The 26,165-nt window shown below is 73.8% G+C and carries 24 protein-coding genes; 11 read left to right on the forward strand and 13 right to left on the reverse strand.

Features of this window, described 5'->3' with window-relative positions; genetic code table 11:
• Positions 1 to 211 precede the first annotated feature (211 nt).
• Positions 212 to 1,546, forward strand: a complete 1,335-nt coding sequence (mshA, locus tag D1J60_RS28335) for a D-inositol-3-phosphate glycosyltransferase (protein ID WP_125823003.1) — start codon at positions 212 to 214, stop codon at positions 1,544 to 1,546.
• A 404-nt stretch (positions 1,547 to 1,950) separates the two neighbouring features.
• Here mshA and D1J60_RS28340 read toward each other — a convergent pair whose 3' ends face one another.
• The 9 genes from D1J60_RS28340 to D1J60_RS28380 all read right to left on the reverse strand — a co-directional run bounded on the left by D1J60_RS28340 (position 1,951) and on the right by D1J60_RS28380 (position 9,872).
• On the reverse strand, positions 1,951 to 3,003 hold the full coding sequence (locus D1J60_RS28340; protein WP_241253419.1) for a helix-turn-helix transcriptional regulator: 1,053 nt from the start codon (positions 3,001 to 3,003) through the stop codon (positions 1,951 to 1,953).
• A 224-nt stretch (positions 3,004 to 3,227) separates the two neighbouring features.
• On the reverse strand, positions 3,228 to 3,668 hold the full coding sequence (locus tag D1J60_RS28345; protein ID WP_241253420.1) for a transcriptional repressor: 441 nt from the start codon (positions 3,666 to 3,668) through the stop codon (positions 3,228 to 3,230).
• A gap of 88 nt (positions 3,669 to 3,756) precedes the next feature.
• Complete coding sequence (locus tag D1J60_RS28350; protein ID WP_125823004.1) at positions 3,757 to 4,659, reverse strand: class I SAM-dependent methyltransferase; 903 nt, start codon at positions 4,657 to 4,659, stop codon at positions 3,757 to 3,759.
• 180 nt (positions 4,660 to 4,839) lie between these two features.
• Entirely contained in the window at positions 4,840 to 5,319 is a 480-nt protein-coding gene (locus D1J60_RS28355) for a GNAT family N-acetyltransferase (protein WP_125823005.1), read from the reverse strand.
• 164 nt (positions 5,320 to 5,483) lie between these two features.
• Positions 5,484 to 6,392 carry a M56 family metallopeptidase gene (locus D1J60_RS28360; protein WP_125823006.1) on the reverse strand — a complete coding sequence of 303 codons (909 nt, stop codon included), beginning with the start codon at positions 6,390 to 6,392 and terminating at the stop codon, positions 5,484 to 5,486.
• Positions 6,389 to 6,778, reverse strand: coding sequence for a BlaI/MecI/CopY family transcriptional regulator (locus D1J60_RS28365; RefSeq protein WP_125823007.1), 390 nt, complete (start codon positions 6,776 to 6,778; stop codon positions 6,389 to 6,391). Before D1J60_RS28365 ends, D1J60_RS28360 begins: the two co-directional genes overlap by 4 nt.
• A gap of 157 nt (positions 6,779 to 6,935) precedes the next feature.
• A complete protein-coding gene (locus D1J60_RS28370) occupies positions 6,936 to 7,217 on the reverse strand; it encodes a metal-sensitive transcriptional regulator (protein ID WP_125605416.1) in 282 nt (93 codons plus the stop codon).
• Positions 7,218 to 7,226: 9 nt separating this feature from the next.
• Positions 7,227 to 9,485, reverse strand: a complete 2,259-nt coding sequence (locus D1J60_RS28375) for a heavy metal translocating P-type ATPase (RefSeq protein ID WP_125823008.1) — start codon at positions 9,483 to 9,485, stop codon at positions 7,227 to 7,229.
• 96 nt (positions 9,486 to 9,581) lie between these two features.
• The gene (locus D1J60_RS28380; RefSeq protein WP_125603832.1) at positions 9,582 to 9,872 is read right to left on the reverse strand and encodes a cation transporter; all 291 of its coding nucleotides are present in this window, start codon (positions 9,870 to 9,872) and stop codon (positions 9,582 to 9,584) included.
• Positions 9,873 to 10,066: 194 nt separating this feature from the next.
• Between D1J60_RS28380 and D1J60_RS28385 the strand changes: the two genes are divergently transcribed.
• The 4 genes from D1J60_RS28385 (at position 10,067) to D1J60_RS28400 (ending at position 14,363) form a co-directional block, all read left to right on the forward strand.
• Positions 10,067 to 11,056, forward strand: coding sequence for a hypothetical protein (locus D1J60_RS28385; protein ID WP_125823009.1), 990 nt, complete (start codon positions 10,067 to 10,069; stop codon positions 11,054 to 11,056).
• A 93-nt stretch (positions 11,057 to 11,149) separates the two neighbouring features.
• Positions 11,150 to 11,467, forward strand: coding sequence for a metal-sensitive transcriptional regulator (locus D1J60_RS28390; RefSeq protein ID WP_125823010.1), 318 nt, complete (start codon positions 11,150 to 11,152; stop codon positions 11,465 to 11,467).
• A 116-nt stretch (positions 11,468 to 11,583) separates the two neighbouring features.
• Entirely contained in the window at positions 11,584 to 12,912 is a 1,329-nt protein-coding gene (locus D1J60_RS28395; RefSeq protein WP_164720982.1) for an MFS transporter, read from the forward strand.
• Positions 12,913 to 13,061: 149 nt separating this feature from the next.
• Positions 13,062 to 14,363 carry an NAD(P)/FAD-dependent oxidoreductase gene (locus tag D1J60_RS28400; protein ID WP_125823011.1) on the forward strand — a complete coding sequence of 434 codons (1,302 nt, stop codon included), beginning with the start codon at positions 13,062 to 13,064 and terminating at the stop codon, positions 14,361 to 14,363.
• Between the two features lie 41 nt (positions 14,364 to 14,404).
• Here the strand turns inward: D1J60_RS28400 and D1J60_RS28405 are convergent, their stop codons facing one another.
• Both D1J60_RS28405 and D1J60_RS28410 read right to left on the reverse strand, forming a co-directional pair.
• The gene (locus D1J60_RS28405; RefSeq protein WP_125603833.1) at positions 14,405 to 15,943 is read right to left on the reverse strand and encodes an amino acid permease; all 1,539 of its coding nucleotides are present in this window, start codon (positions 15,941 to 15,943) and stop codon (positions 14,405 to 14,407) included.
• 73 nt (positions 15,944 to 16,016) lie between these two features.
• Positions 16,017 to 17,003, reverse strand: coding sequence for a hypothetical protein (locus tag D1J60_RS28410; protein ID WP_125604227.1), 987 nt, complete (start codon positions 17,001 to 17,003; stop codon positions 16,017 to 16,019).
• 411 nt (positions 17,004 to 17,414) lie between these two features.
• On the opposite strand from D1J60_RS28410, the gene D1J60_RS28415 reads away from it, so the two are divergent.
• The 4 genes from D1J60_RS28415 (at position 17,415) to D1J60_RS28430 (ending at position 21,998) form a co-directional block, all read left to right on the forward strand.
• Positions 17,415 to 18,851 carry an FGGY family carbohydrate kinase gene (locus D1J60_RS28415; RefSeq protein ID WP_125823012.1) on the forward strand — a complete coding sequence of 479 codons (1,437 nt, stop codon included), beginning with the start codon at positions 17,415 to 17,417 and terminating at the stop codon, positions 18,849 to 18,851.
• Positions 18,848 to 20,248 (forward strand): FAD-dependent oxidoreductase, encoded by a 1,401-nt coding sequence (locus tag D1J60_RS28420; RefSeq protein ID WP_125823013.1) that lies wholly within the window; start codon positions 18,848 to 18,850, stop codon positions 20,246 to 20,248. Before D1J60_RS28415 ends, D1J60_RS28420 begins: the two co-directional genes overlap by 4 nt.
• On the forward strand, positions 20,245 to 21,444 hold the full coding sequence (locus D1J60_RS28425; RefSeq protein ID WP_125823014.1) for an FAD-dependent oxidoreductase: 1,200 nt from the start codon (positions 20,245 to 20,247) through the stop codon (positions 21,442 to 21,444). The genes D1J60_RS28420 and D1J60_RS28425 overlap by 4 nt, the downstream gene beginning before the upstream one ends.
• Before the next feature lie 152 nt (positions 21,445 to 21,596).
• Positions 21,597 to 21,998 carry a VOC family protein gene (locus tag D1J60_RS28430; protein WP_125823015.1) on the forward strand — a complete coding sequence of 134 codons (402 nt, stop codon included), beginning with the start codon at positions 21,597 to 21,599 and terminating at the stop codon, positions 21,996 to 21,998.
• A gap of 62 nt (positions 21,999 to 22,060) precedes the next feature.
• On the opposite strand, the gene D1J60_RS28435 is transcribed toward D1J60_RS28430, so the two are convergent.
• Positions 22,061 to 22,939, reverse strand: a complete 879-nt coding sequence (locus tag D1J60_RS28435) for a sigma-70 family RNA polymerase sigma factor (protein WP_125823016.1) — start codon at positions 22,937 to 22,939, stop codon at positions 22,061 to 22,063.
• Between the two features lie 77 nt (positions 22,940 to 23,016).
• Complete coding sequence (locus D1J60_RS28440; RefSeq protein ID WP_241253421.1) at positions 23,017 to 23,517, reverse strand: hypothetical protein; 501 nt, start codon at positions 23,515 to 23,517, stop codon at positions 23,017 to 23,019.
• Between the two features lie 495 nt (positions 23,518 to 24,012).
• Here D1J60_RS28440 and D1J60_RS38230 point away from each other — a divergent pair, with 495 nt between their 5' ends.
• Together D1J60_RS38230 and D1J60_RS28450 are read left to right on the forward strand one after the other, a co-directional pair.
• On the forward strand, positions 24,013 to 25,020 hold the full coding sequence (locus D1J60_RS38230; RefSeq protein ID WP_241253422.1) for a helix-turn-helix domain-containing protein: 1,008 nt from the start codon (positions 24,013 to 24,015) through the stop codon (positions 25,018 to 25,020).
• Positions 25,021 to 25,150: 130 nt separating this feature from the next.
• Positions 25,151 to 25,993, forward strand: coding sequence for an NAD(P)-dependent oxidoreductase (locus D1J60_RS28450; protein WP_125823018.1), 843 nt, complete (start codon positions 25,151 to 25,153; stop codon positions 25,991 to 25,993).
• Positions 25,994 to 26,165: the final 172 nt, after the last annotated feature.

Here is a 26,165-nt window from a genome sequence, read left to right on the forward strand (position 1 = left end):
CGCACGACGCCGACACCGGGGCCGACGCGCACCCCGCGCCCGACGCGCACCCCGCGCCCGACGCCCACACCCCGCCCGACGCCGCACGCCCCCCGCGCGAGCGCACCACCGCACCACCGCACCACGACAGAAACCCTTCCTCGCCGCGTGACCGCGCGCCGGTCGCCCGGCGGTGCGGGGCGGGCGCGGCCCCTGCCCGTAGGAGCTCCACGTGTCCCTGCGCGTCGCCATGCTCAGCGTCCACACCTCGCCGCTGCACCAGCCCGGCACCGGGGACGCGGGCGGCATGAACGTCTACATGGTCCAGCTGTCCCGCGCGCTCGCCGAACACGGCGTCGAAGTGGACCTGTTCACCCGCTGCCGGGGCGAGGCCCGCCCCTCCCCGGACGCCCTCGGCCCCGGCGTACGCGTGCACCACCTGGAGGCCGGCCCGCGCGCCGCCCTCGCCAAGGAGGACATGCCCGCCCTGGTCGTTCCGTTCTCGCTGGCGCTGCTCAAGCGGGAGCGCCGCTACGACCTGGTCCACTCGCACTACTGGCTCTCCGGCCAGGCGGGCCGGATCGCCGCGGCCGGCTGGCGGATCCCGCTGGTGCACACCGCGCACACCCTGGTCCGGGTGAAGAACGGGGCCCTCGCCGACGGCGACGCCCCCGAGCCGGAGCTGCGGATCCGCGGCGAGCACCAGGTCGTCGGTTCCGCGGACCGCCTTATCGCCAACACCGCCGACGAGGCACGGGCATTGCGCGAGCTGTACGCGGCCGAGGAGCGGCGCACGGAGGTCGTCCGGCCGGGGGTCGACCTGCGCACCTTCGGGCCCGGCCGGGGGCGGGCGGCGGCGCGGGCCCGGCTGGGACTGCCGGCCGGCGCGTTCGTCCCCCTGTACGCGGGCCGCGTCCAGCCCCTGAAGGGCCCGGACGTGATGGTCCGGGCCGTCGCCGAACTGCTGCGCCGGGAACCGGGGCTGCGCCGGCGGACCATCGTCCCGGTGGTGGGCGGCGACTCGGGGGCCGGGCCGCGCGGCGGGGCCTGGGAGCTGGCGCGCGAGCTGGGGGTGTCGGACGTACTGCGGCACTGCCCGCCGGTGCCGCAGGCGGAGCTCGCGCAGTGGTACCGGGCGGCGGACGTGCTGCTGGTGCCCTCGCGCAGCGAGTCCTTCGGGCTGGTCGCTCTGGAGGCGCAGGCCTGCGGGACCCCGGTGCTGGCGTCGGCGGTCGGCGGGCTGCCGACCGCCGTGCGCGACGGGGTGACGGGACGGCTCGTACGCGGCAACGACCCGCTGGAGTACGCCCGTTGGCTGCACTGGTTCGCCGGGCGGCCGGAGGAGGCCGCGCGGATGGGGCGGGCGGCGGTGCGCCACGCGCGGAGTATGAGCTGGCGGGCCGCGGCCGCGCGCACCCTGGAGGTCTACCGGGACGTGCTGCGCGAGGAGCGGTGGGGGCCGGAGGTGAGTGAGGCAGGAGCGGCGGCACGCTCCTGCCTCGCCGACGCCTCTCCCCTGGAGGGCCGAGAAGGCCGGAGGGCCACCCTAACAGCTCTTTTGAGCTGACCAAAGGTGTGCAGGTGTAACGTCTGTATGAACTCCAGATCCGCCCTAAAGGCGCTACAGGAAAGTGGTCCGGGCGCGGAATCCATATGAGAATGGAGATGTCTTCGACGGAATACCGGCGGCACGGATCCGCGGAGACGGAATCGATATTCAGACTTCCTGGAGGAATCATGTCCGTCGTGCGCACCACCCGAATCCGCGCGAACTCCCGTCACGCCGCTCTCGTCCGCCCGTCCTGTACCGGGGCCGTCGCCGTCGGCGCGGTGTCCCGCGCGGACGGCAACGGCTGGGACTGAAGGCCCTGACCCGCCCGGCCTGCCCCGCTCGGGCGGGCGGGCCGAAGCCCCGTGACCGCCTCCCGCGGACGCGGGGCTTTTCGTTTTCCCGGTGCGTGTCCTGTGAAATCAGTCCAGCCAGCCGAGCCGCTGGGCGCGTACGCCGGCCTCGAAACGGCTCGAGGCGCCCATTTCCTGCATCAGCTCGGACAGCATGCGGCTCACCGTCCGCAGGGACACCCCGAGATTTCGTGCGACCTTCTCGTCCTTCATTCCCGAGGCGAGCATTTTCAGGGCGGCCCGCTGCTGTTCCGAAAGGCCGTCGCCGCCGAGTTCCGGCGCGACGTCGTCGCCGTAGGGGGTGGCCGCGTGCCAGCAGTGCTCGTACAGCGCGAGGTAGGAGCGGACCAGGGCGGGGCCGCGGGCGAGGATCGCGCCGGCCGCGCGGTCCTCGGGGTGTACGGGCAGCACGGCGAACTGCTGGTCCGCGATGATCATGTTCATCGGGACGGCGGGGGAGAGCCGGATCTCCACCCCCGCCTCGACCCGGCGGCGGAGCATCTCCACCGCCTCCGGCGAGGTGGTGATGCGCTGGTGGTAGATGGCCCGGATGCGCACCCCGTTGTCGATCTGCCGGCGGTCGCGGCTGAGCACCCGGTCGGCGACCTCCCGGACCAGCGCAGTGACGTGCATGGACGTCAGGTCGTGCCGGATGACGTCGGTGATGTCCTCCAGCACCTGCTGGATCCGGCCGTAGTCGTCGAGGATCTCGACCTCGACGTCGGACGCGTTCAGCGAGCCGGGCCGCAGGAACCGTCCGACCAGGTTCTCCAGCGCGCTGTACGCCCGGTCGGACTCGTCGAGGTGCTCGCGCAGCCGCTCGCGTTCGCGCTGGAGCATCCGCAGCAGGGCGATCTCGGGGTCGATCACGGTGACCGCGTCGGGCCCCGGCTCCCAGGCGCCGGACTGGAGGTCGGCGCGGGTGGCGTGGGTGGTGCCGGTCGGTACGATCAGGCCGAGGGAGGTCAGCTCGGCGCGCCACTTCTCGTACTCCTCGGGCGCGATGCCGAGCTCCCGGAAGACCTCGTTCAGGTCGGACACCCCGCGCAGGCGCAGCTCCTGATAGAAGGCCAGCACCCTGTCGGCGGACTGGATGCCGTCCCTGCCGTCGCCCGTTGCCATCGCGAAGCGACCCCCTCATCTTACGAATCGACAGTCACACTTTGGCACATACCTATGGGAGGGCTCCCGTCCCCGCGAACGGGATGTGACGGGCGTCACAGGGTGCCTCTGAGGTGCGCGACTGCGCTTCCGGCCGGCCCGGACGGGGCTCCGGCGGGGGTGGTACGGGACCTTCCGCGCGCCAACTCCCTTGCGGCCGACGGGAGACGGCCGGGGGTGGGCCGTCAGTCGCGCGGCGTGGCCTGACAGTCGGGGCACAGCCCCTTGAAGGTGATCTCGGCGCCTTCGCCCATGCGCCACGCGCGGATCGTGTCGCCGACCGGCTCGGGCACCTCCGCCCGCACGTTCTCCACCCGGCCGCAGCGCACGCACAGCGCGTGCTGGTGGGGCGGGCCGGCGATCTCGAAGACGGCCGGCAGGCCGGGGCGGTCGAACTTCTGCGCCAGCCCGGTCTCCAGGAAGTGCCGCAGCATCTCGTAGACCGCCTGGCTGGTGAGGGTCCCGAGCCGCTCGCGGGCGGCGGCGGTGAGGGACTCGACGTCCATGTGGCCGCCCGCCGACAGCACTTGCAGCACTTCGAGGCGCGGCCCGGTGACCCGCAGCCCGACGTCGCGGAGGCGCTGGATCACCGCCTCGCGGCCGGTCGACTCCTCCACGACAGCCATCTCCCCGCCACCATCCGCGATCTGGTCCGCTCAAACTTTTGTGGGCATCGTACCTCTTGCCCGACCTCGCGGAACGGCGGCCGAGGGGTCAGTCCCGGGCCCGGCAGACGAGCAGGACGCTCTGGGTCCGCTCGTCCACGCGGTGACCGCGGCGGCGCTCCACGCGCAGGCCCGCCCCGTGCAGTTCGGCGGTCAGTCGCTCCGGGTCGACGATCCACTTCCGGGTGGCCGTGACCACCCGTTCGCTGCCCGGCTTGCCCGTCCGGACGGAGTGGTAGGTGATGTGCTCCCGCATGCCGTCCAGGTCGAACTCCTGGCGGGCCACCGTCCACTCCTCCACCCCGTCGAACCGCGGCACCTGGAACGCCCAGGTGCGCGAGGGGTCCTGCGCCAGGCCGCGCAGCTGGTGCGCCGTGAAGTCCAGGGCGAGCGCGCCGCCCGGCTCCAGGTGCGCGGCGATCTCGCGCAGCAGCCCGGGACGGGCCCCGGGCGGCACGGCGGAGATCATCGCCCCGGCCAGCAGGACCAGCCGGTACCCGCCCCGCAGCCGCAGCCCCGCGAGGTCGGCGCGGGTGGTGACCAGGCGCTCCGAGACGTGCGGCCCGATCCGCCTGCCCCAGGCCCGCAGCCGCTCCAGGCTGTCGGCGTCCCGGTCCACGGCCTCGACCCGGAAGCCCTGCCGGGCGAACGGCACCGCGAGCCGCCCCGCGCCGCAGCCCAGGTCCAGCACCGGGCCGCCGCCGCAGTCCCGCGCGAGGCCCAGGTAGCGGACGATGTCCGCGCTGTGCGGGCCCAGCAGGGCGTCCTGGAGCCAGAGCGAGTCCTCGTCGGCGGGCGCGGCCGACTCCAGGCCGGGCAGGAAGCCCGCGTACGACGGGACGGCGGCCGTGCGCGCGGCCGGCGCGAGGGGCGCGGCCGGCGCGAGGGGCAGGGACGGGGCGGGCACGACCGGAGGTCGGGGCGGGGAAAAGACGCCGCTCGGTGTGTTCATCGCTCCTCCAGGGGGTCGCTCGGTCCAGCCGTCCGGGGCGGGCGGAGCTCCCGTGCCGCCGGGACCGCACCGCTGGGGAAATCCTGTCCTGGGCGGGAGGTCCGGGGCCAGAGCGGCGGGCTGCGTGAACACGCGATGGCGTGGATCTGCCACGCCCCGGCGCGGGACGGGCGGCGGCCGTCAGAGGCTGCGGCCGAGCCTGACCGGCGTGAGCGTGCCGAAGCCGTGGTGGGTGAAGAAGGGGAGTGCGGGGGCCTGTTCGCCGGGCAGGGTGATCCGCTGGTACGCGGCCCCGTGCGCCCGCATCCGGTCGGTGGCCGCCTCCAGCAGCGCCGTGCCCACGCCCTCCCGCTGCCGGGCCGGGGTCACGCACAGGGCGTAGATCTCGCCCTCGGCGTCGACCGGCACGCCGCCCGAGACGGCGCCCACCACGGTGCCGTCGGTGTCGGCCGCGACCAGCCAGCCCAGCCAGGCGGGAGCTCCGCCGGGAATTCCAATTTCCGCTCGAATGCGGGGCAGGGCGCAATGGTCCGACACCAGCCGGCCGACCCGGATTTCCCCGAGGGTCTCGCCGTAGCCGTCGCGAATCGCTTCGGCGAGGAGCCGGGAAATCGCCGTCGCGTCACCGGGCGCTGCCGTCCGCACGTCAGCCAGCAGCATTCTTTCCGCACCTCTCGCCGTACCGGTCCTGAGCCCGCACGCGCTCAGAATAGCGGGCAATTCGAGTGGCCGGGGGCGGCGGGAAATCTACGAATTGGCTTAGTAATTAACCGGGTTGGGGCTAACCGGGTTGGGGCCGGAGAGAGGACGAGCGCAATCCGCTGTCAGGACGTCCAACAACACGCGACCACCAGCGGAACGACCGCCGACACGGCCGCGCCCACCGCCAGCACCCCGCGCAGCACGGGACGTCCCGCCCGGCGCGGCCCCAGGATGCGCCGCATCCGCAGCGCCGCCGACGGCCCGCCCGCCGCGAACGCCCTGCGCGGCGCCCGCCCCGAGGCCAGCGCGTACAGCGCCGTGGCCAGCGCGTCGCTCGAACAGCCGCGCAGCGCCCGGTCGTCGGCCGCCATCTCCAGCAGCAGCGGCACCGTCCGCCCGCCGATCCGGGCCAGCGGCAGCCGGCGGAACACCGCCGAGTACGCGCCCGCCGCCGCGACCAGCAGGTGGTGCCGGCCGCCGATGTGCGCCCGCTCGTGGGCGAGCGCCGCGGCCAGCTCCTGTTCCGTCAGCACCTCAAGCGCCCCCGAGGACACCACCACCCGCCGCGACCGCCCCGGCAGGCAGTACACCGCCGGGCGCGCGTCCTGCAGGACCGTCGCCCCGAGCCGGGAGTCGTACCGGCCGACGAGGCGCAGCAGTTCGGCGTGCCGGGTGCGGGCCCGGCGCGCCCGCACGAGTTCGCGTACGAAACCGGTGGCCGGTACCGCCAGCACCGCCAGGGCCGCCAGCGCGGCGAGGGCCTCGCGCGCCGTGGCCGCGGCCAGCCGCCCGCGGGAGGGCGGGGTCAGGGTCAGCACGGCGTCGACGAGCCGGTGGCTGGTCTCCGCGGGGAGCAGCAGCTGCGCCGGCAGCAGGGCCGTGGACAGCGCGAAGGCGGCGCCGCAGGCGATCCAGGCGGCCAGCCCCAGCCGGGGCACCTGCTGGGCCCAGCGGGCGCGCACCAGCAGTAACGGCAGCACCAGACCGGTGACCAGGGCGAGTCCGAGGGGCGGCAGGACGTGGTGGTTCACCGGCCGCGCCCCTCGGCCGGCCGGTCGGTGCGGGCGGCGCGCAGCGCCTCGTCCAGGGCTTCCACGTCCTCGTGGGACATCCGCTCCACGAACCGCAGCAGCGTCGCCCTGCGGTCCTGGCTGTCGCCGAGCGCGTCCTGCATCAGCGCCGCGGTGTACTCCTCGCGGCTGCGTACCGCCTCGTACATCCAGGCCCGGCCGGATTTCTCGCGGCTGAGCCAGCCCTTGCGGTACAGGATGTCCGCCACGGTCATGACGGTGGTGTAGGCGACCTTGCGGACCCGGTTTATGTCGTCCACGATCTCGCGGACCGAGGCGGGGCGTTCCCACTGCCACACCCGGTCCATGATCTCGGCCTCCAGCTCTCCCAGCCGGCGTACGCGCATCCCTCTCGGACCTCCCCCTCGCGAGCGGCTCATCGTACGGCCCGCCCCGGCGCCGGGGGCATACCCGGGCCAGGTACGCGGGCCCCGGACGGCCGCCGCCCCTCCACCGGGGGTTCCGGTGGAGGGGCGGCGGCCGAGGGGCCGGGGGAGGGGCCCGTCAGGTGCGGATCAGGCGGGCGATGGCCCGGGTCGCCTCGACGACCTTGGTGTCCGCCTCGTCCCCGCCCCTGGCGACGGCCTCGGTGACGCAGCAGGCGAGGTGTTCGTCGAGGAGGGTCACGGCGCAGGACCGGAGTGCGGCGTTGATCGCGGAGACCTGGGTGAGCACGTCGACGCAGTAGACGTCCTCGGCGACCATCCGCTGCACGCCGCGGACCTGGCCCTCGATCCGCCGCAGCCGTCTGATGACGTCGTCCTTGTGTTCTGAGTAACCGGCCACGGGGACTCCTCAGTCGGTGGCGGCCCGGAAGCCGCGCAGCCGCAGGCTGTTGCCGACGACGAAGACCGAGGAGAAGGCCATGGCCGCACCGGCGATCATCGGGTTGAGCAGTCCCGCCGCGGCGAGCGGCAGGGCGGCCACGTTGTAGGCGAAGGCCCAGAACAGGTTCGAGCGGATGGTGCCGAGGGTCTTGCGGGCGAGCCGGATGGCGTCGGCCGCGGCCCGCAGGTCACCGCGTACGAGGGTCAGGTCGCCGGCCTCGATGGCCGCGTCGGTGCCGGTGCCCATCGCCAGGCCCAGGTCGGCCTGGGCGAGCGCGGCCGCGTCGTTGACGCCGTCGCCGACCATCGCGACGCTGCGGCCCTCGGCCTGGAGCCGCTTGACGACGTCCACCTTGTCCTGCGGCATGACCTCGGCGATGACCTCGTCGATGCCCACCTCGCGGGCCACCGTCTCGGCGACGGCCTTGTTGTCGCCGGTCAGCAGGATCGGGGTGAGGCCGAGGGCGCGCAGCCTGCGGATCGCCTCGGCGCTGGTGTCCTTGACGGCGTCCGCGACCTCCAGGACCGCGCGGGCCTCGCCGTCCCAGGCCACCGCGATGGCGGTGCGGCCGGCGGCCTCCGCCTCGGACTTGGCGCGCTCCAGGTGCACGGGCAGTTCCATCGCCCATTCGGCCAGGAGCCTGCCGCGGCCGACGAGGACCGCGTGGCCCTCGACGACGCCCTGGACGCCGAGGCCGGGGATGTTCGCGAAGTCCTCGGGGGTGGGCAGGGTGCCGACCCGGGCGGCGGCGCCGGCGGCGACGGCCTGCGCGATGGGGTGTTCGGAGGAGTGCTCCAGCGCTCCGGCGAGGCGCAGCACCTCGGCCTCGTCGGTGCCCTCGGCGGTGTGCACGCGCAGCAGGGTCATCTGGCCGGTGGTGACGGTGCCGGTCTTGTCCAGGACGATGGTGTCGACCTTGCGGGTGCTCTCCAGGACCTCGGGACCCTTGATCAGGATGCCGAGCTGCGCGCCGCGGCCGGTGCCGACCATGAGGGCGGTCGGGGTGGCCAGGCCCAGGGCGCAGGGGCAGGCGATGATCAGTACGGCGACGGCGGCGGTGAAGGCGGCCGCCAGGCCCGAGCCGGTGCCGAGCCAGAACCCGAGGGTGGCCAGGGCCAGTCCGATGACGACGGGGACGAACACCGCGGAGATCTTGTCGGCGAGCCGCTGGGCGGCGGCCTTGCCGTTCTGGGCGTCCTCGACCAGCCGGGCCATCCGGGCGAGCTGGGTGTCGGATCCGACCCGGGTGGCCTCGACGACCAGGCGGCCGCCGGCGTTGAGCGTGGCGCCGGTGACGGAGTCGCCGGCGGAGACCTCCACGGGCACGGACTCGCCGGTGAGCATGGAGGCGTCGACGGCCGAGGAGCCCTCGACGACGGTGCCGTCGGTGGCGATCTTCTCGCCGGGGCGGACCAGGAAGCGGTCCCCGACCTGGAGGTCGGCGGTCGGCACGGTCACCTCGCGGCCGCCGCGCAGCACGGTGACCTCCTTGGCGCCCAGTTCCAGCAGGGCTTTGAGGGCCGCGCCGGCCTTGCGCTTGGACTTGGCCTCGAAGTACCGGCCCGCCAGGATGAAGGCGACGACGCCGGCCGCGGCCTCCAGGTAGATGTTCCCCGCGCCGTCGGTGCGGGCGATGCTGAACTCGAAGGCGTGCGTCATGCCGGGGGTGCCGGCGGTGCCGAAGAACAGCGCCCACAGCGACCACAGGAACGCGGCGATGGTGCCCACCGAGATCAGGGTGTCCATGGTGGCCGCGCCGTGCCTGGCGTTGGTCCAGGCGGCGCGGTGGAAGGGCCAGGCCGCGTACGTGACGACGGGCGCGGTCAGGGTCAGCGAGAGCCACTGCCAGTAGTCGATCTGGAGGGCCGGGGCCATCGCCATCGCGATGACGGGCACCGCGAGCGAGACGGCGGTGACGAGCCGCTGGCGCAGCGGCGCGAGTTCGTCGTGCTCGGGCTGTTCCCCCTCGGGGCCGGCGGCGCCGTCGGTGCGCGGCGCCCTGGGCTCCTGCGCGGTGTAGCCGGTGGCCTCGACGGTGGCGATCAGGTCCGCGACGGAGATGTCGGCGTCGAAGGTGACCTTGGCCTTCTCGGTGGCGTAGTTGACGGTGGCCTCGACGCCGTCCATGCGGTTGAGCTTCTTCTCGATGCGTGCCGCGCACGAGGCGCAGGTCATGCCGCCGATGGCGAGCTCGACCTGGGCGGCGCCGGGAGTGATGGTGGTCATGAGTGCTGCTCCTCGTTCGAGCGCGGGGTGGGGGCCGGGGCCCGGTGGGACGGACGGGGCCCCGGCGGCCGGGTGGGTCGGGGGACTGACCGGGTGTCAGGCCCGGCCGGTCAGCTCGTAGCCGGCGTCGTCGACCGCCGCGGTGACCGCGGCGTCGTCGGGCTCGCCTGCGGTGGTCACCGTGACCAGGCCCGCGTCGACGTCCACGTCGACGGAGACGACCCCGTCGAGCGCGCCGACCGAGGCGGTGATGGCGGTCCGGCAGTGCCCGCAGGACATGCCGGTCACGCGGTAGACGGTGGCGGTCGTGTCGACCACGGCCACGGTGGTGGTCGTCTCGCCGGCGTTCGTACCGCAGGTGCCTTCGGGGGTGCAGCAGGAAGACATGTGTTTCTCCTAGATCGGACCTCAGTCGCCGATGCATACCCGCTGGGGGTATCCGGTCTGACTCCAGGTATACCCCCCAGAGGTATGCGCCGCAAGTGTCCCTCCCGCTTGACTTGATACCCCTGGGGGGTATCTTGAAGTGCAGGGAACCGCTGGATGCGGCCCTGGTACGTACGTCGTAGGGGAGATCAGCCATGAACACCGGAGTGAAGATCACCGTTTTCGCCGCAGCCCTGGCGGCGACCTTCGGCACCGCCTACGGGGTGGGTGCGGGCGTGGGCCCCGTGGGCGGACCAGCCGAGCCGGCCCACGGCGCCCACGCGGCGCAGGCCTCCACCGGACCCGGGGGGCCCGGAGGATCCGCGGCGGCGCCCGCGGGCCACGGTGGCCATGACGCCGCCCCGGGGACGGCGGCCCAGGGGCCGGCGGCCGGCGGACTCCAGGTCTCGGAAGGCGGGTACACGCTGAGCCTGGACACCCCGAACATCGCGGCCGGCCAGGGTGAACTGCGGTTCTCGGTCAAGGACGCGCAGGGCCGCAAGGTCACCGGGTACAAGACCGAGCACGGCAAGGAGCTGCACTTCATCGTGGCCTCGCGCGACCTGACGGTCTACCGCCACCTGCACCCGGTGCGGGCGCAGGACGGCACCTGGTCGGCGCCCGTGGACCTGCCCGCGGCAGGCGCCTACAAGGCGTTCGCCGACTTCGCCCCGGACGTGCCCGGCGCGAAGAACGTCACCCTGGGCGCGGACCTCTCGGTCCCCGGGGCGTACGCGCCGGCCCCGATGCCGCCGGCCCTGAACACGACCGAGGTGGACGGCTACCGGGTGGCCCTGGGCGGGACCCTCGACCCCGGCAAGGCCGGCGAGCTCAAGCTCACGGTCAGCAAGGACGGCAAGCCCGTCACCGACCTGGAGCCCTACCTGGGCGCCTACGGGCACCTCGTCGCCCTGCGCGACGGAGACCTCGCCTACCTGCACGTCCACCCCAACGAGGGCGGCCCCGGCCCGGACGTCTCCTTCACCGCCACCGCGCCGAGCGCCGGCACGTACCGCCTCTTCCTGGACTTCCAGCACGAGGGCAAGGTGCGCACGGCGGCCTTCACGGTCAACGCGGGCGGCGCCGCCGCCGGGCCCGCGGCGGCCCCCGCGGCGCCGGAGGAGCCGGGCGCCCACTCCCACTGAGCGGGCGCGCCCGGATACCCCCCGGGGGGTTGCGCACCAGACGTACGAGACGCAGGAGACGCACGAGACGCAAACGGGAAGGATCCGACCGCCGTGACCGCTTACACCGCACTCTCCGCACGCCCCGCAGACCCCGCCCGCCGTACGGACAAGGACGACGTCCTCAAGCGGCTGCGCCGCATCGAGGGCCAGGTGCGCGGCCTCCAGCGCATGGTGGAGGGGGACACGTACTGCATCGACGTGCTCACCCAGGTCAGCGCCGCCACCAAGGCCCTGCAGTCCTTCGCGCTGACCCTGCTGGAGGACCACCTGCGCTCCTGCGTCGCCGACGCCGCGGCCGAGGGCGGCGACGGGGCGCGCGAGAAGGCCGAGGAGGCCTCCCGGGCCATCGCCCGCATGCTCCGCTCCTGACGCCGGGGAGGCGCGGCCCGGCCGGAAATATCTTGACGTCGAGATGAATGGCGGGCAGGCTGCCGTGAGGTATCTCGACATCGAGATACTTTCCACGGGGGAGACGGAGGCCAGCCATGCGGCGGCTCGGCACGGAACGGCGACGCGACACGGACCACCACCCGGCCGGAGACGCCGACGGCGGCGGCGGACTGATCGCACAGCTCAGACGGCCGCCCGGCGGCCGCGACGCCCGGATCATGCTGCTCGGCCAGCTCGTCGACCGCACCGGCAGCGGCATCTGGGCCGCCGCCTCGGTGCTCTTCTTCACCTTCGTCGTCGGCCTCGACGCCGGCCGGCTCGGCCTGCTGCTCGGCGCCGGCGCGGTCGCCGGCATCGCCGGCTCACCCCTCGCGGGTCACCTCGCCGACCGGTGCCCCGTACGCCCCCTCCTGATCGCCTGTCACCTGCTGCGCCTGGCGACCCTCGGTGCGATGCTCGTCGTCACCCGCTTCGAAGCGCTCCTGGTGATCGTCGCCCTCACCTGCCTCGGCGACCGCGCCGCCAAGACTCTCGAAATGCTCTTCGCGACCCGGGTGGCGGGCGAACGCCGCACCACCTACCAGGCCCTGTCGCGCAGCGCCGCCAACGCCGGGTGCGCCGTCGGCGCGGGCCTCGCCGCCATCGGCCTCGCCGTGGGCACCCGGGGCGCGTACGAGGTCCTGATCCTCGGGAACGCGCTGTCCTTCCTGGCGGCCGCCGCCCTGGTGTGGCGCACGCGCGAACCCCGCGGCCACGGCCGCGTCGTCGCCCCCGTACCCGGCGACGGCCCGCCCGGGCCGAAGGCCCCGGCCCCCGGACCCTGGCGGGACCGCGGCTACCTCCGCTTCGTCCTCCTCGACACCGCGATGAACCTCGACGCCTCGCTCCTCGACGTCGGGCTCCCGCTGTGGCTGGTCCACCACACCGACGCACCGCACGCCGTCGTCCCCGCCTTCCTCGTGCTCAACACCGTGCTGGTCGTCGCCCTCCAGCTCCCCGTGTCGGCGAAGGTCCGCGCACCCCGCCAGGCGGCGGCCGCCGTCGCCTGGTACGGGCTCTTCCTGCTCGGCGCCTGCGCCCTCCTCGCCCTCACCCCCGAGCACGGACCCTGGACCGCCTCCGCGACGCTGCTGGCCGCGGCCGCCCTGGTCACCGCCGCCGAGCTGGTCCGCTCGGTGTCCTCCTGGGAGCTCGCCGTCTCCCTCGCCCCCCGCCAGGCGCGCGCCTCCTACCTCGGCGTGGCCGGCATCTCCTCCTCCGCGCAGAAGGCCGTCGGCCCGCCACTGCTCACCGGCGCCGTCATGGCCGCGGGCCCGCCCGGCTGGCTCGCACTCGGCGCGGGCGTGACGGCCCTGGCCCTCCTCCAACGCCGCACCGGCCTGCGCCGACTGGAGGCGGTGAGCCGGGCCGTGTCCAGCGGCTGAGCCGTACCACACCGGACAACCGGACGATCATGCTCCAAAGGGCACATTGACAACAGGGCTGCTCCCGACTGCAGTTGAGGCGGCACCACACAGCTCCACACTGCGCCACTCCCACGACCGCACCACACCCCGAAGGGGGCGATCAGCGCATGACCGAGCCCGAGAGCGCGGCAGACGGCCACGACGTCGTCATCAGCGGAGCCAGCCTCGCCGGATGCACCGCCGCGATCCTGCTCGCGCGGCGCGGTGTCCGCGTCGCACTGCTGGAACGACGCTCGGACCCCGAGGCGTACAAGGTGCTGTGCACCCACTCCATGACCGCCAACGCCGCCCCGGTACTGGACGAACTCGGGCTCCTCCCCGCTCTCGAGAAGGCCGGGGCCGTCCGCAACGAGGCCCGCTGGTACACCCGTTGGGGATGGATCCATCCGCGCTCCGCCCCCGCCGGGCCCGCGCTGCCGTACGGGTACAACGTCCGGCGCAGCACCCTCGACCCGCTGATCAGGGCCCGGGCGGGGGAGACCCCCGGCGTCGACCTGCTCCTGGGCCACCAGGTGACCGGGCTGGTCACCGAAGCCGGGCGGACCGTGGGCGTGCGGGCGAGGACGCCGCGGGGCGAGCGGGAGATCCGGGCCCGGCTCGTGGTCGGCGCCGACGGCAAGGACTCGGCCGTGGCCAAGCTCGCCGGGGTGCCCACCCGGAGCCACGAGAACGCGCGGTTCGGGTACATCGCGTACTTCCGCGGCCTGACGCTGGAAGGGGGGCTGGGCCGCGCCTGGTTCCTGGAGCCCGACATGGCGTACGCGTTCCCCAACGACGACGGGGTGACGGTCGTCGCGGTGCTCCCGGACAAGAAGCGGCTGCCGGCCTTCCGCGACGACCTGGAGGGCAGCTTCCGCTCCTTCGTCCGGGGCCTGCCCGAGGCGCCGGACCTCGACTCCGCCGAGCGGATCGGCAAGATCATCGGGACCGTCGACTACCCGCTCCTCACCCGCGAGCCGACCGCGCCGGGCCTCGCGCTGATCGGCGACGCCGCCCTGACCGGCGACCCCCTGTGGGGCGTGGGGTGCGGCTGGGCGCTGGAGTCCGGGAGCTGGCTGGCCGGGGCGGTCGCCGCGGCCGCCGCGGGCCGGGGCGACCTCGACCGCTCGCTCGCGGCGTACGCCCGTACGCACCGGCGCCGGCTGCGCGGCCACCAGGCGCTGGCCGTCGACTACGCCAAGGCCCGCCCGTTCAACCCCCTGGAGCGGCTGATGTTCGCGGCGGCGGCCCGCGACGAGGCCATGGCGCGCCACATGCACCACTTCGGGTCCCGCCTGATGGGTCCGGCGCGCTTCATGAACCCCGCGGCGCTGGCCAGGGCCGCGGTCATCAACGCCCGCTACCGCGGGACGCCCGCCCCGGGCGCCGCGGTCCCCGGCGCCGCCGCCCCGGGCGGCGGGCGCCGCTGAGGCACTCCCGGCGCCGCCCGCCGCTCCGCGGGACCCGGGGGTCAGACGATGCCCTCCGCGATGTCCGCCTGCTCGCGGGCGGTGCCGTAGGCGGCCGGGGTCCCGTACGAGCGCCGGGCGGCGTACCACCACACGCTGGCGAGGACCAGGACGACCGCCAGGGCGATCACGGCGTAGTTCATCGAGTCGATCGTCACCGGGGACTTCTGCGGCAGGCAGAACAGGACGGTGACCAGGGCCACCCACCCGACGGCGACCCAGCCGACCGGCTTGCCCCAGCGGCCGAGGCTCCACGGCCCGGGCTGGAACCGGTCCCCGGCTCGCAGCCGCAGGTAGATCGGGATGGCGTAGGCCGGGGTGATGCCGATGACGTTGATGGCGGTCACGGCCCCGTAGGCGGTGGCGGACCACAGCGAGGGCAGCGCGAGCACGCCGGCGGCCGCGACCGAGAGCCAGACGGCCGGGACGGGGGTCTGGGTGCGGCCGCTCACCTTGCGCCACAGGGCGGAGCCGGGCAGGGCGTTGTCCCGGCTGAAGGCGAAGACCATCCGGCTCGCCGCGGCGACCTCGGCGTTGCCGCAGAAGATCTGCGCGACGATCACGACGAGCAGCAGGGCGGTGGCGCCGCCGGAGCCGAGGGCGTCGAGGAAGATCTGCGCGGGCGGCACTCCGGTGGCGCTGTCCTGGACGGCCGCGTAGTCCTGGATGGCGAAGGTGAGCCCGGCGAGCAGCGCGAACCCGGCGATCCAGGAAGCCCAGATGGCCCGGACGATCCCCTTGGCCGCGGAGACGGAGGCGTTGGAGGTCTCCTCCGACAGGTGCGCCGAGGCGTCGTAGCCGGAGAAGGTGTACTGCGCGAGCAGCAGGCCGATCGCCGCGACGTAGAGCGGGTTGGCCCAGCCGGTGTCGTTGACGAACTCGGTGAAGACGAAGGAGACCGACTGGTGGCGGTCGGGTACGAAGGCCAGAGCGCCGACGATCACGGCTACGCCGGCCAGGTGCCACCAGACGCTGATGGAGTTGAGCACGCTGACGAGCCGGACGCCGAACAGGTTGAGCACGGCGTGCAGCAGCAGGATGGCCAGGAAGATCAGGAACGTCGAGCCGGGGGTGGGCACGAAGCCGAACTGGAGGTTCAGGAAGGCGCCGGTGAACAGGGCGGCGCCGTAGTCGATTCCGGCGATGGCGCCGAGCAGGCCGAGCAGGTTGAGCCAGCCCGTGTACCAGCCCCAGCGGCGTCCGCCGAGCCGGTCGGCCATGTAGTAGAGCGCGCCGGAGGTCGGGTAGGCGCTGGTCACCTCGGCCAGGGCCAGGCCCACGCACAGGACGAAGAGGCCGACGCCGGCCCAGCCCCACAGCATCACGGACGGGCCGCCGGTACCGAGGCCGAAGCCGTACAGGGTCATGCAGCCGGACAGCACGGATATGACCGAGAAGCTGATGGCAAAGTTGCCGAAGCCGCCCATCCGGCGGGCGAGTACGGGCTGGTAGCCCAGTTCTCTGAGCCGCTCCTCCTCGTCCTGGTGGGGCGGGGCCTTGTGGTCCGGGCGGGCTGCCGGCGTGGTGCGCGACACGGGGATACCTCCGAGGGGGGTTGGAGCGGGGGACGGGGGGAGACGGAGCGGGGGTGGGGGGTGCCTGGGGCGAGGGGCGTCAGTTCCCGCCGGCCAGGCTGCGGGACCTGGCACGCAGGAACACCTCCTCCGCGAGCGCCGCGTCGGCGGGGTCGCGGGTCCGAAGGGCCCAGGGCAGGGTGGTCCAGTACCCGCCCATCGCGTCGAAGACCCGGACCGCCGACTCGAACCGGTGCGCTCCCCACAGGGCGTGCGCGAGGTGGTTCAGGTCGAGCGGGGAGGCGAGCGCCGGGTCGGCGTAGGGGAACCAGGCGTCCAGGGCGTGGACGGCGTCGCGGATGGCGTCCTCCGCGACCCAGTGCAGGTCGAGGGCGCGTTCCTGTCCGCCTTCGCGGCGGTAGCGCTCGACGTGCACGTAGAGCGGCAGGAGGTGCACCGCCGACCCGGGCGGGGCCGTGGCGACCGCCCAGCGGGCGAAGTTGGCGGCCTCGGTACGCGGACGCGGCCCGGGCGCGCCCGCGTACACGAACTGGAGCATCCGGTGGTAGGCCTCACGGTTGTGCGGGTCCCGCTCGTCGGCCTGCGCCAGGATGCCCCACGGCCCGGGGGGCAGCATCGGGCCGGGCGGCGGCAGCCGGTGCTCGTCCATCCGGCGGTCCTCGTCGAGGAGGGCCAGGGCGAGCAGGCAGACCCACGGCACGGGATCGGCGGGGCTCAGGCCTGCGGTGGTCCGGCAGGACTGCCAGGCCTCCTGCCACAGCTCGTGCGTACGGGGATGTCCCGCGCGGTGGGCGCGGACGGCGCGTTCCACCGCGACCCGGGTGTGCATGACGGTCGCCGCCATGCTGGTGGGCTGCTCGCTCCGCCAGGCCTGGACCACGTCGGAGCCGGCCGCGACGGCGGCGAGCACCTGGGTGCGCTGGGTCCACAGGCCCCAGCCGTCCGTGCGCTCCAGCAGCCGCGCCATCGACAGCCAGCGGCCGGTGCGCAGGTCCTGTACGGCGGCGCGCAGGTCGTTGTCGAGGCCGGCGGGGTGGTAGACGGGCCGGAAATCGCCGCCCGCCATCACCCGGTCCCGGGCGAGGTGCGGCCGGAGCCGGCGCGTACTGCGGTCATCGTGGTCATCGGTCCTCGGATCGCATGGAGGGACGGGTCGGTCCGTCTGGCGTCCGATCGCCGCACCGGCGGAGTCGGGCCAGCCCCAGGGATGCGTGAACCATGAGCTGACTGTTCGGCGGACCCCCGCAGTTGAGCCACGGGCGGCCCCGTTACCGCCCGTTGATCGGCGATCACTATAGAGCGGGTGCGGCGGATCTCACCCGGAAACTTTTTCGATGGCAAGTTTCAAGCCACTCCGCAGAGGTGATTGTCCGTCAGCCGGGACGGGGGAGGAGCGGAAGGATCTTGACGGGCGTCCTGCGCTGGTGGAGGCTTCCGACCGGCGGACCTGCCGGCATGCGGACGGAGCGGAGTGGTGATGACGGGCCCGGTGCTCGCAGTGGACCAAGGCACCTCGGGGACCAAGGCCCTCGTCCTGTGCCCCGACCGCGGGATCATCGGCTCGGCCTCCGCCCCCGTACGCCCCCGCCACCTGCCGGACGGCCGCGTGGAGGTGGACCCGGCCGAACTGCTGGACTCCGTCGTCGACGCCGGACGGGCCGCGCTGGCCGCCGCCGGCGAGCCCGTGGCGGCCGTGGGCCTGGCCAACCAGGGCGAGACCGTACTCGCCTGGGACCCCGCCGACGGCGAGCCGCTGACCGACGCGATCGTCTGGCAGGACCGGCGCGCCGCCGGCCTGTGCACCGAACTGGCCCCGCACGCCGAGATGCTGCGCGAGCGCACCGGACTGCCGCTCGACCCCTACTTCGCCGCGCCCAAGATGGCCTGGATACGCCGCCACCTGACGCGGCGCGGCGTGGTCACCACCAGCGACGCCTGGCTGGTGCACCGCCTCACCGGCGCGTTCGTCACCGACGCCGCGACCGCCGGCCGCACCCAGCTGCTCGACCTCGACACCCTCGGCTGGTCGCCGGAAGCCCTCGGAGCCTTCGGCCTCGACGGCGAGGCGCTGCCCGAGGTCGTCGACGCGGACACCCGCGTCGGCACCACCACCGCCTTCGGCCCCGAACTGCCGCTGACCGGGCTGCTCGTCGACCAGCAGGCCGCCCTCCTCGCCCAGAGCGTCACCGCCCCCGGCACCGCCAAGTGCACCTACGGCACAGGGGCGTTCCTCCTCGCCCAGACCGGGTCCCGGCCGCGCCGCAGCACCACCGGACTCGTCGGCTGCGTGGCCTGGCGGATCGGCGGCCGCACCAGCTACTGCCTCGACGGCCAGGTGTACACGGCCGCCTCCGCCGTGCGCTGGCTCACCGACCTCGGCGTGATCTCCGGCGCCGGGGACCTCGACACCGTCGGCGCCGGCGTCCCGGACTCCGGCGGCGTCACCTTCGTCCCCGCCCTCGCCGGACTCGCCGCCCCCTGGTGGCGGGGCGACCTGCGCGGCTCCGTCACCGGCCTCGGCCTCGGCACCACCGCCGGACACCTGGTGCACGCCCTGTGCGACGGCATCGCCGCCCAGGTCGCCGAACTCGCCGACGCGGCGGCCGCCGACCTCGGCACCCCGCTCACCACCCTGCGCGTCGACGGCGGCCTCACCCGCTCCGCCCTGCTCATGCAGGCCCAGGCCGACCTGCTCCGGATACCGGTGGAGGTGTCGGCCCTGCCCGACGCCACCGCCCTCGGCGTCGGCGCGGTCGCCCGCCTCGGCCTCGACCCCGCCCTCACCGTCCGCGACGCCGTCCCGCAGTGGAAGCCGGCCGCCGTCTACGAACCCAGGGCCGGCGCCGACGAAGCCGCCGAACGCCGGGCCCGCTTCCGCACGGCGGTCGCCGCCCTGCTCGACGGCCCCGCGTGAGCGTCACCACCCGCGGCGCCCTGCCCGGCGGCGCGTACGACGTCACCGTCATCGGCGCCGGCGTCGTCGGCTCGGCCATCGCCCGCGAACTGGCCCGGCTCCCGCTGCGGATCGCCCTGCTCGACGCCTCCGACGACGTCGGCGACGGCACCTCCAAAGCCAACACCGCCATCCTGCACACCGGCTTCGACGCCGTCCCCGGCTCCCTGGAGTCCCGGCTCGTCCGCGACGGCAGCCGGCGCCTGGCCGCGTACGCCGCCGAGAACGGCATCCCCGTCGAGCCGCTCGGGGCGCTCCTCGTCGCCTGGGACGGCGAACAGCACGCCGCGCTCCCCTCGCTCGCCGCCAAGGCCGGGCGCAACGGCTACCACGACGCCCGCATCGTCACCGCCGAGGAGGTCCGGTCCCGCGAGCCGCACCTCGGCCCCGGAGTCCTGGGCGCCCTCGACGTACCCGGCGAGTCCGTCATCTGCCCCTGGACGACCACCCTCGCGTACGCCACCCAGGCCGTCCGCGCGGGCGTCGACCTCCACCTCAACTGCCGCGTCGACGCCGTCACTTCCGGCGACCCGCACCTGCTGGCCACCGGCCGCGGGCCACTGCGCACCCGGCACCTGGTCAACGCGGCCGGCCTGTACGCCGACGAGATCGACCGGCTGCTCGGCCACGACGACTTCACCGTGACGCCCCGGCGCGGCCAGCTCGTCGTCTTCGACGCGCTCGCACGGGACCTCGTACGCCACATCCTGCTGCCGGTGCCGGGCGCACTCGGCAAGGGGGTCCTGGTGACGCCGACCGTGCACGGCAAGGTCATGCTGGGCCCCACCGCCGAGGACCTCGACGACAAGACGGCCACCGGATCGACCGCCGAAGGCCTCGCCCTGCTGCGGGAGAAGGGCCGGCGGGTCCTGCCCGCCCTCCTCGACGAGGAGGTCACCGCCGTGTACGCGGGACTGCGGGCCGCCACCGGCTCCGAGGACTACGCGATCCGCGCCCACCCCGCCCAGCGGTACGTCACCGTGGGCGGCATCCGCTCGACCGGCCTGACGGCCTCGATGGCCATCGCCGCCCACGTCGTGGACCTCCTCGCGGAGGGCGGCCTGCCGACCTCCGGTGCCGAGGACCTCGAACCGCTCCGCATGCCGAACCTGGGCGAGGCGTTCCCCCGCCCCTACCGCGACGCCGAACTGATCGCCTCGGACCCCGAGTACGGCCGGATCGTCTGCCACTGCGAGCGCGTGACCCGCGGGGAGATCCGCGACGCGCTCGCCTCCACCGTCCCGCCCGGCTCGCTCGACGGCCTGCGCCGCCGCACCCGCGCCCGGGCCGGCCGCTGCCAGGGCTTCCACTGCGGGGCCGAGGTCCGCGCCCTGCTCGAGTCGAAGGCCCGCCCGTGAACACCACCGACCGACGGGTGGACGTACTCGTCATCGGGGCGGGCCCGGCCGGGCTGGCCCTCGCCGCCCGGGCCGCCCGCGCGGGCGCCGGCCGGGTCGAGGTCCTGGAACGCGACCAGCAGCCCGGCGGCGTACCCCGCCACTGTCACCACGGCGGCTTCGGCAGCCCCCCGCGGCCCTGGCTGCACGGCCCGGAGTACGCACGCCGCGCGGTCACGGCCGCCCTGGACGCCGGAGCGGCCCTGCGCACCGGCGTCACCGCCACCGGCTGGGCGGGACCGCTGACCCTGGAGACCACGAGCCCCGCCGGGCTGGAACGGATCACCGCCCGGGCCGTCGTCCTCGCCACCGGCGCCCGGGAACGCCCCCGCAGCGCCCGCCTCGTCCCGGGAACCCGCCCGGCGGGCGTCCTCACCACCGGCGAACTCCAGCGGTCGCTCCACGCGTACGCCCAACCGGTGGGCCGCCGGGCCGTACTGGTGGGAGCCGAACCGGTGTCCCGCCACGCGGCACGCGCCCTCCGCCGCGCGGGAACGCAGGCCGTGGCGATGCTCACGGAACACCCGCGCGGCACCGCCCTCCCCGGAGTCCCCCTCCTCACCCGCACCACCGTGACCGCCCTCCACGGCCGGGGCCGCCTCACGGGCGTCGCCGTACGCCACCAGGACGGCCGGGCGGGGGTCATCGCCTGCGACACGGTGGTCTTCACCGGCGACTGGATCCCCGACCACGAACTGGCCCGCCGCGGCGGCATCACCCTGGACCCGGGCACCCGGGGCCCGTGCGTGGACCCCGCCTTCCGCACCACCACCCCGGGCGTCTTCGCCATCGGCAACGCCCTCCACGGCGCCGAACCCGCCGCCACCGCGGCGGCCGAGGGCACCGCCGCGGCCCCGGCCGTCCTCGCCCACCTCACCGGCACCCCCTGGCCCACCCCCGGCCCCCGCCTGCTCCCCGAGTCCCCCCTCACCTGGATCACCCCGAACCACCTCCCCACCCCGGCCACCCGCCCCCTCCTCCTCCGCGCCACGACCCCCCTCACGACCCCCCTCCTCCAGGCCCACCAGGACGGCCGCCCCCTCTGGCACCACCGCTTCCCCACCCACGTCCCCCCGTCCCGCTCCCTCCACCTCCCGCCGGGCTGGACACGACGGATCGACGGGGAGGGCGGCCCGGTGATCCTGTCGGTCTCGTGAACGGGGCTTCGAAGCCCATGCCGTAGCGGTGCCGTCCAAGCCGGGGGTGCAGAGGACCGCGGTCACCGCTCGCACGGTCCGCCCGCCCGTTACCTTCGTCCGCCGGGGTCCGTCAGTGAGGTGACACAGACCGCGGACGGAAGGACCCCACGATGCTCACCGACATCATGTACGTGACGCTCTACGTCACCGACCAGGACCGCGCCCTGCGGTTCTACACCGAGCAACTCGGCCTGGAGAAGCGCATCGACTACCCCAACCCCGGTGGGCGCTTTCTCACCGTCGGCCTTCCCGGCACCCCCGTCGAGCTCCTCCTGTGGGAGGACCCCGCCGCCGCGGGCCGGCCGACGGCGCCGGGCGCCGCGCCCGGACCCGTCATCCTGGAGTCGGACGACCTGCGCGCGGACTTCAGGGTGTTCCGGGACCGCGGGGTGATCTTCGACGAGCCGGAGCCGGAGGACTACGGCTTCGGCGTCCGCATCGAGACGGCGGACCCGGACGGCAACCGCATCTCCCTCCGTGAGCGCGCCCGCGCACCCCGCGGCAACGGCTGACGCCCCTGACCACCGGCGCGGTCCGGCGCGGCGCTGCGCCGCCGGACCGCGCCTCGCCCCGCTCACAGCGGGTCCGGCAGGTCCGTCAGAGCGAGCTTGGCCGGGTCGGTCACAGCCGTGATGTCCGTGATCCGCCCGTCGACGACGGTGAAGGCGAGGACCGAGAGCGGGGAGCCGTCCTCCCGCCAGGAAACGACCCCGGGCAGACCGTTGACGAGCGCAGCCCGCCCCAACGCGGCCGCACCGGCGGCCAGCCGCGCGCCGGCGGCGACCTTGGTGGCGCCGAGGACGACGACCACGCCGTCGGGGGTGTCGACGGTCAGCCTCACCTCGGGGTCGAGCAGCCGCAGCAGCGCCTCGAACTCGCCGCCGCGGGCCGCCGCCAAGAAGGCCTGGACCACCTCTCTCTGCCCCCGCCCGCCGCCGGCCGGACGCTCGGTCGCCCGCACCTTCCTGCGGGCGCGGCTGGCCAGCATCTTGGCGGCGGCGGTGGACTTGCCGAGGATCTGGCCGATCTCGTCGAACGGCACGGCGAAGAGGTCGTGCAGCACGAACGCCAGCCGCTCGTCGGGCCGGAGTGATTCGAGGACGACGAGGAGCGCGAGCCCGACCGAGTCGGCGAGCACCGCGTCCTCCTCCGGCGCGGCGGCATCGTCGAGCGTCACCACGAGCTCGGGCAGCCGGTCGTCGTAGGACGCCTCGGGACGGGCCTGCCGCGATCGCAGGACATCAAGGCTGATCCGTCCCACCACGGTGGTCAGCCAGCCGCCGAGGTTGTAGATGCTCGCCGTGTCCTGGCGGGAGAGGCGCAGCCACGCCTCCTGGACCACGTCCTCGGCGTCGGCCTGTGACCCGAGCATGCGGTGGGCGACCGCGCGCAGCCGGTCACGCTGAGACTCGAACGCCTCGACCATCGAGGCCGTGGGGCCGGTGTCGGACATGGTGCCACCTTCCTCGGATCCGCTCCGTCATGGGTGATGACGGACCCGGACGGGCGCAGGTAACCGATGACGGGCTCTCAGGAGACGACGCGTTCGCCAGACGGCTCGGCGACCACGATCTGGATGTGCGGCGGGCCGTACTTGCGTGCCTTGTCGACCATCTTGGCCACATCGACCTTGTGCCGTTGCGCGGATACGTACAGCGGTGCCGGCATGGCCGGGTTCGGCGGCGGTACGGTCGCTCCGGCGGGCAGCGTCATGCCCGGCCGCAACCGGACCCCGATCAGGGCGCGTTCACCGTCCGGGGGGATCACCACGACGAACTGAGTGACATCGCTCCACGGCAGTATCACATTGCCGATCCGCACCAGGGCGGTGTTGAAGTAGAACAGGAGCCGCCGGGAGTCGAACCAGGACGAGATGAGTGGGATCGCGAAGACGATCACCGCTCCGCCCTTCATGTCGAGCGCCCAGCCAAGGAACAGAGCGAGCGCCACCACGGCGACGATCGCCCCCCACAGTCCCGCCAGGTCCTGCGAGGAGGCCGGGCGCGTCACCTTGTAGCGCTGCCACCGCATACCACGCTTCGGCCTCCATTCCGCGCCCGCTGAGGAGTTCGGATAAGACGAATTCGGATTCGACACGGAAAGAACCTCTGAATCTCACTGGGATGGATATCGAGTTGCGACAAGGGGCGGCTCGGCCGCCGGTCGCGGACGACGCGGGCAGGTACGGCGACTGTGAAGTACCGCACAGGTTCGATCGGCTCGAAACCGGATCCGGATCGAACACGCGCCGGTTGGATGTGCTCATGCATGTCGCAACCGAGGTCTTCCTTCACGTCAGGGCTCCGCCCCGTACCGGTGGTGGCCGGGGTCGGTTTTTGCGCTCCCGGGGCGCAAGGCCTCGCGGCGTACGGACGCCCGGGCCCCTCACCGTCGCCAGCCGTGCGCCGCGCACATTCAAACCGGCATCGCGCCGCGTGTCCCGGCCCGCCGGCCTCGTCGGACAGACACCGGACAATCGCCGGACAACGGCTTTCCGGACGCTCCAAGGAGAGAAAGGAACGAGAGGTGGGACGCCAAGAGCAGCCGCTGGACCCCGAGCAGGGGCCTGTGGTCCGATTCGCCCACGACTTGCGCGACCTCAGGCGGCGGGCGGGTAGCCCGTCCTACCGCCAACTCGCCGCCCGGACCCACTTCTCGGCCTCCACGCTGGCGTCCGCGGCTGCCGGTCAACGCCTGCCCAGCGCCGCCGTGCTGGCGGCCTTCGTCAACGCCTGCGGCGGCGACCCGGAAGAATGGGAACAGCGCCGCATCCACACGCACGTCCTCTCCACCAGCCCACCTTCGGTCTCCTCGCCGTCGACGCCCAACGCCCAGGTCGAGACACGCGATTCTCCGCAGCAGTCGAAGTCGCGGTGGCGGGTGTTGCGCAAGCTCGCCGGCCCTGCCGCGGCCTTGGCGACGGCTGTCGTGATGCTCGGCGTGTTCGCCTCCGGCGACTCCGTGCCATCGAAGGGCGCCCAGGCAGCGGACCGGCTGCCCGACATGCCTGCCGCCATGGTGGAGGTCCGACTGCGTGATGACGGACGGTGGTTGCGAACCGACGCGGGCATTCCCCGGCAGTATCGGCACCTGATCGTCGAGGCCGGGACCATGTGCGACGTCCCGCAGGTCACGCCCGCCCTGGTGGCCGCCATACTCGAGGCGGAGAGCGAATTCGACCCCCTGCTGAGCGACCCGGCCAAGGACGAGTACGGCATCGCCCGCTGGACACCCCGAGTCCTCCGCTACTACCTGCCGCCCGCCAAGCAGAAAGCCATCCCCAAGCCGCCCTTCAGCCCCGAGGACTCCATCCCCGCCGTGGGCAGGATGCTGTGTGCGATAGCCCCCGAACTCGAAAGCATCCCAGGTGACCGGGCCCTCAACCTCGCCGCCGGCTACCGAATCTCGACCTGGCGAGTACAACTTCAGGGCGCCGAACTCCGAAGCATTCAGCCCTACCTCAACCGAGTCCGCGCCAACCTCGACCGATACCAGCCGGCGTCGGACTCTTCCCATGGCCTTGCCGGGCGGTAGCGCGCTCAGCACAAACGCCATGCCCTGCTCGTGAACGCGCAGCCGGATCACCTGCCACGATCGGCCTGCGTGAGGTGATCATTGCCCATAAGGAACGCATGCCCGCTCAGCTCCCGCCAGGAGGCAATCAGTGACGACCTTGACCCTCCTGAATCCGGGCGCCATGGGTGCGGCCGTCGCCGCCCAGGCGGTCAAGGCAGGCCACGAGGTGCTGTGGGTGCCGGAAGGCCGGAGCGACGCCACCCACCGACGCGCGAACGAAGTCGGCGCCACCGCGTGCGACTCGCTCGACGAGGCGCTGGAGAGGAGTGAGATCGTCCTGTCGATCTGTCCTCCGCAGGCCGCCGAAGACGTGGCGACCAAGGTCGCCGGCCACGCCTTCGCCGGGGTGTACGTCGACGCCAACGCGATCAACCCCCAGCGAATGCAGCGCATCGCGGAGGAGATCAGGCCGGGCGCCATGGTCCTCGACGGTGCGATCTTCGGCCCGCCGCCCGGTGGCCGGCGGGCTGCTCGTTTCTACCTCGCGGGCGAAGCCCAGGCCGTGGACACGGTGCAGCCCGTGTTCAAGGACACCGCATTGCTCGTCCGCCGCGCGAGCGGCGGCATCGGCTCAGCCTCCGCGCTGAAGATGGCGTTCGCCAGTTACCAGAAGGCCGCCCGAACCCTCGCCGGCGTGGCCCACGCGCTGGCCCATGCTCATGGCGTCGGGGACGAGCTCACGGCCGAGGCACAGGTGATGGCGTCCAACATCCTCTCGGCCCCTGGATACCTGCCCAGCGTGGCCGCACGCGCCTGGCGCTGGGCTCCGGAGATGGAGGACATCGCCGAAACGCTCCGCGCCGCCGGGTTGCCTGCGGATATGGCCGATGCGGCGGTCGCGGTCATGGCCCGCTGGGAAGGAGACAAGGACCACTACGACCTGTCGGTCGCGGAGGTCTTGTCCCATTTGCGGGAACAGCCTGCTCGCTGAGTGGCGGCCCCTTCAAGACAGTGGCGTGGTCGCGGCTCATCTGCTGCCCAGAGGGCAAAGAGGAAGCGGAAGATGTGGTTGAACGGGGTGGTCCTGTGAGGTTCCGGTCACCCGGTCGCGCTGCGCCACAACCCGGTACCCGACAGCCGAACCGCACTGTGGGTGTAACCCG

It is taken from the genome of Streptomyces sp. W1SF4 (genome assembly GCF_003950035.1).
GTDB classification, from domain to species: Bacteria; Actinomycetota; Actinomycetes; order Streptomycetales; family Streptomycetaceae; genus Streptomyces; species Streptomyces racemochromogenes.

Bases quoted from the DNA above. Each gene is read 5' to 3' on its own strand.
- D1J60_RS28340 (WP_241253419.1), bottom strand. From the start codon at position 3,003: ATGGCAACGGGCGACGGCAGGGACGGCATCCAGTCCGCCGACAGGGTG.
- D1J60_RS28345 (WP_241253420.1), bottom strand. From the start codon at position 3,668: ATGGCTGTCGTGGAGGAGTCGACCGGCCGCGAGGCGGTGATCCAGCGC.
- D1J60_RS28350 (WP_125823004.1), bottom strand. From the start codon at position 4,659: ATGAACACACCGAGCGGCGTCTTTTCCCCGCCCCGACCTCCGGTCGTG.
- D1J60_RS28355 (WP_125823005.1), bottom strand. From the start codon at position 5,319: ATGCTGCTGGCTGACGTGCGGACGGCAGCGCCCGGTGACGCGACGGCG.
- D1J60_RS28365 (WP_125823007.1), bottom strand. From the start codon at position 6,778: ATGCGCGTACGCCGGCTGGGAGAGCTGGAGGCCGAGATCATGGACCGG.
- D1J60_RS28375 (WP_125823008.1), bottom strand. From the start codon at position 9,485: ATGACCACCATCACTCCCGGCGCCGCCCAGGTCGAGCTCGCCATCGGC.
- D1J60_RS28380 (WP_125603832.1), bottom strand. From the start codon at position 9,872: ATGTCTTCCTGCTGCACCCCCGAAGGCACCTGCGGTACGAACGCCGGC.
- D1J60_RS28385 (WP_125823009.1), top strand. From the start codon at position 10,067: ATGAACACCGGAGTGAAGATCACCGTTTTCGCCGCAGCCCTGGCGGCG.
- D1J60_RS28395 (WP_164720982.1), top strand. From the start codon at position 11,584: ATGCGGCGGCTCGGCACGGAACGGCGACGCGACACGGACCACCACCCG.
- D1J60_RS28400 (WP_125823011.1), top strand. From the start codon at position 13,062: ATGACCGAGCCCGAGAGCGCGGCAGACGGCCACGACGTCGTCATCAGC.
- D1J60_RS28410 (WP_125604227.1), bottom strand. From the start codon at position 17,003: ATGGCGGGCGGCGATTTCCGGCCCGTCTACCACCCCGCCGGCCTCGAC.
- D1J60_RS28415 (WP_125823012.1), top strand. From the start codon at position 17,415: ATGACGGGCCCGGTGCTCGCAGTGGACCAAGGCACCTCGGGGACCAAG.
- D1J60_RS28430 (WP_125823015.1), top strand. From the start codon at position 21,597: ATGCTCACCGACATCATGTACGTGACGCTCTACGTCACCGACCAGGAC.
- D1J60_RS28435 (WP_125823016.1), bottom strand. From the start codon at position 22,939: ATGTCCGACACCGGCCCCACGGCCTCGATGGTCGAGGCGTTCGAGTCT.
- D1J60_RS28440 (WP_241253421.1), bottom strand. From the start codon at position 23,517: ATGCGGTGGCAGCGCTACAAGGTGACGCGCCCGGCCTCCTCGCAGGAC.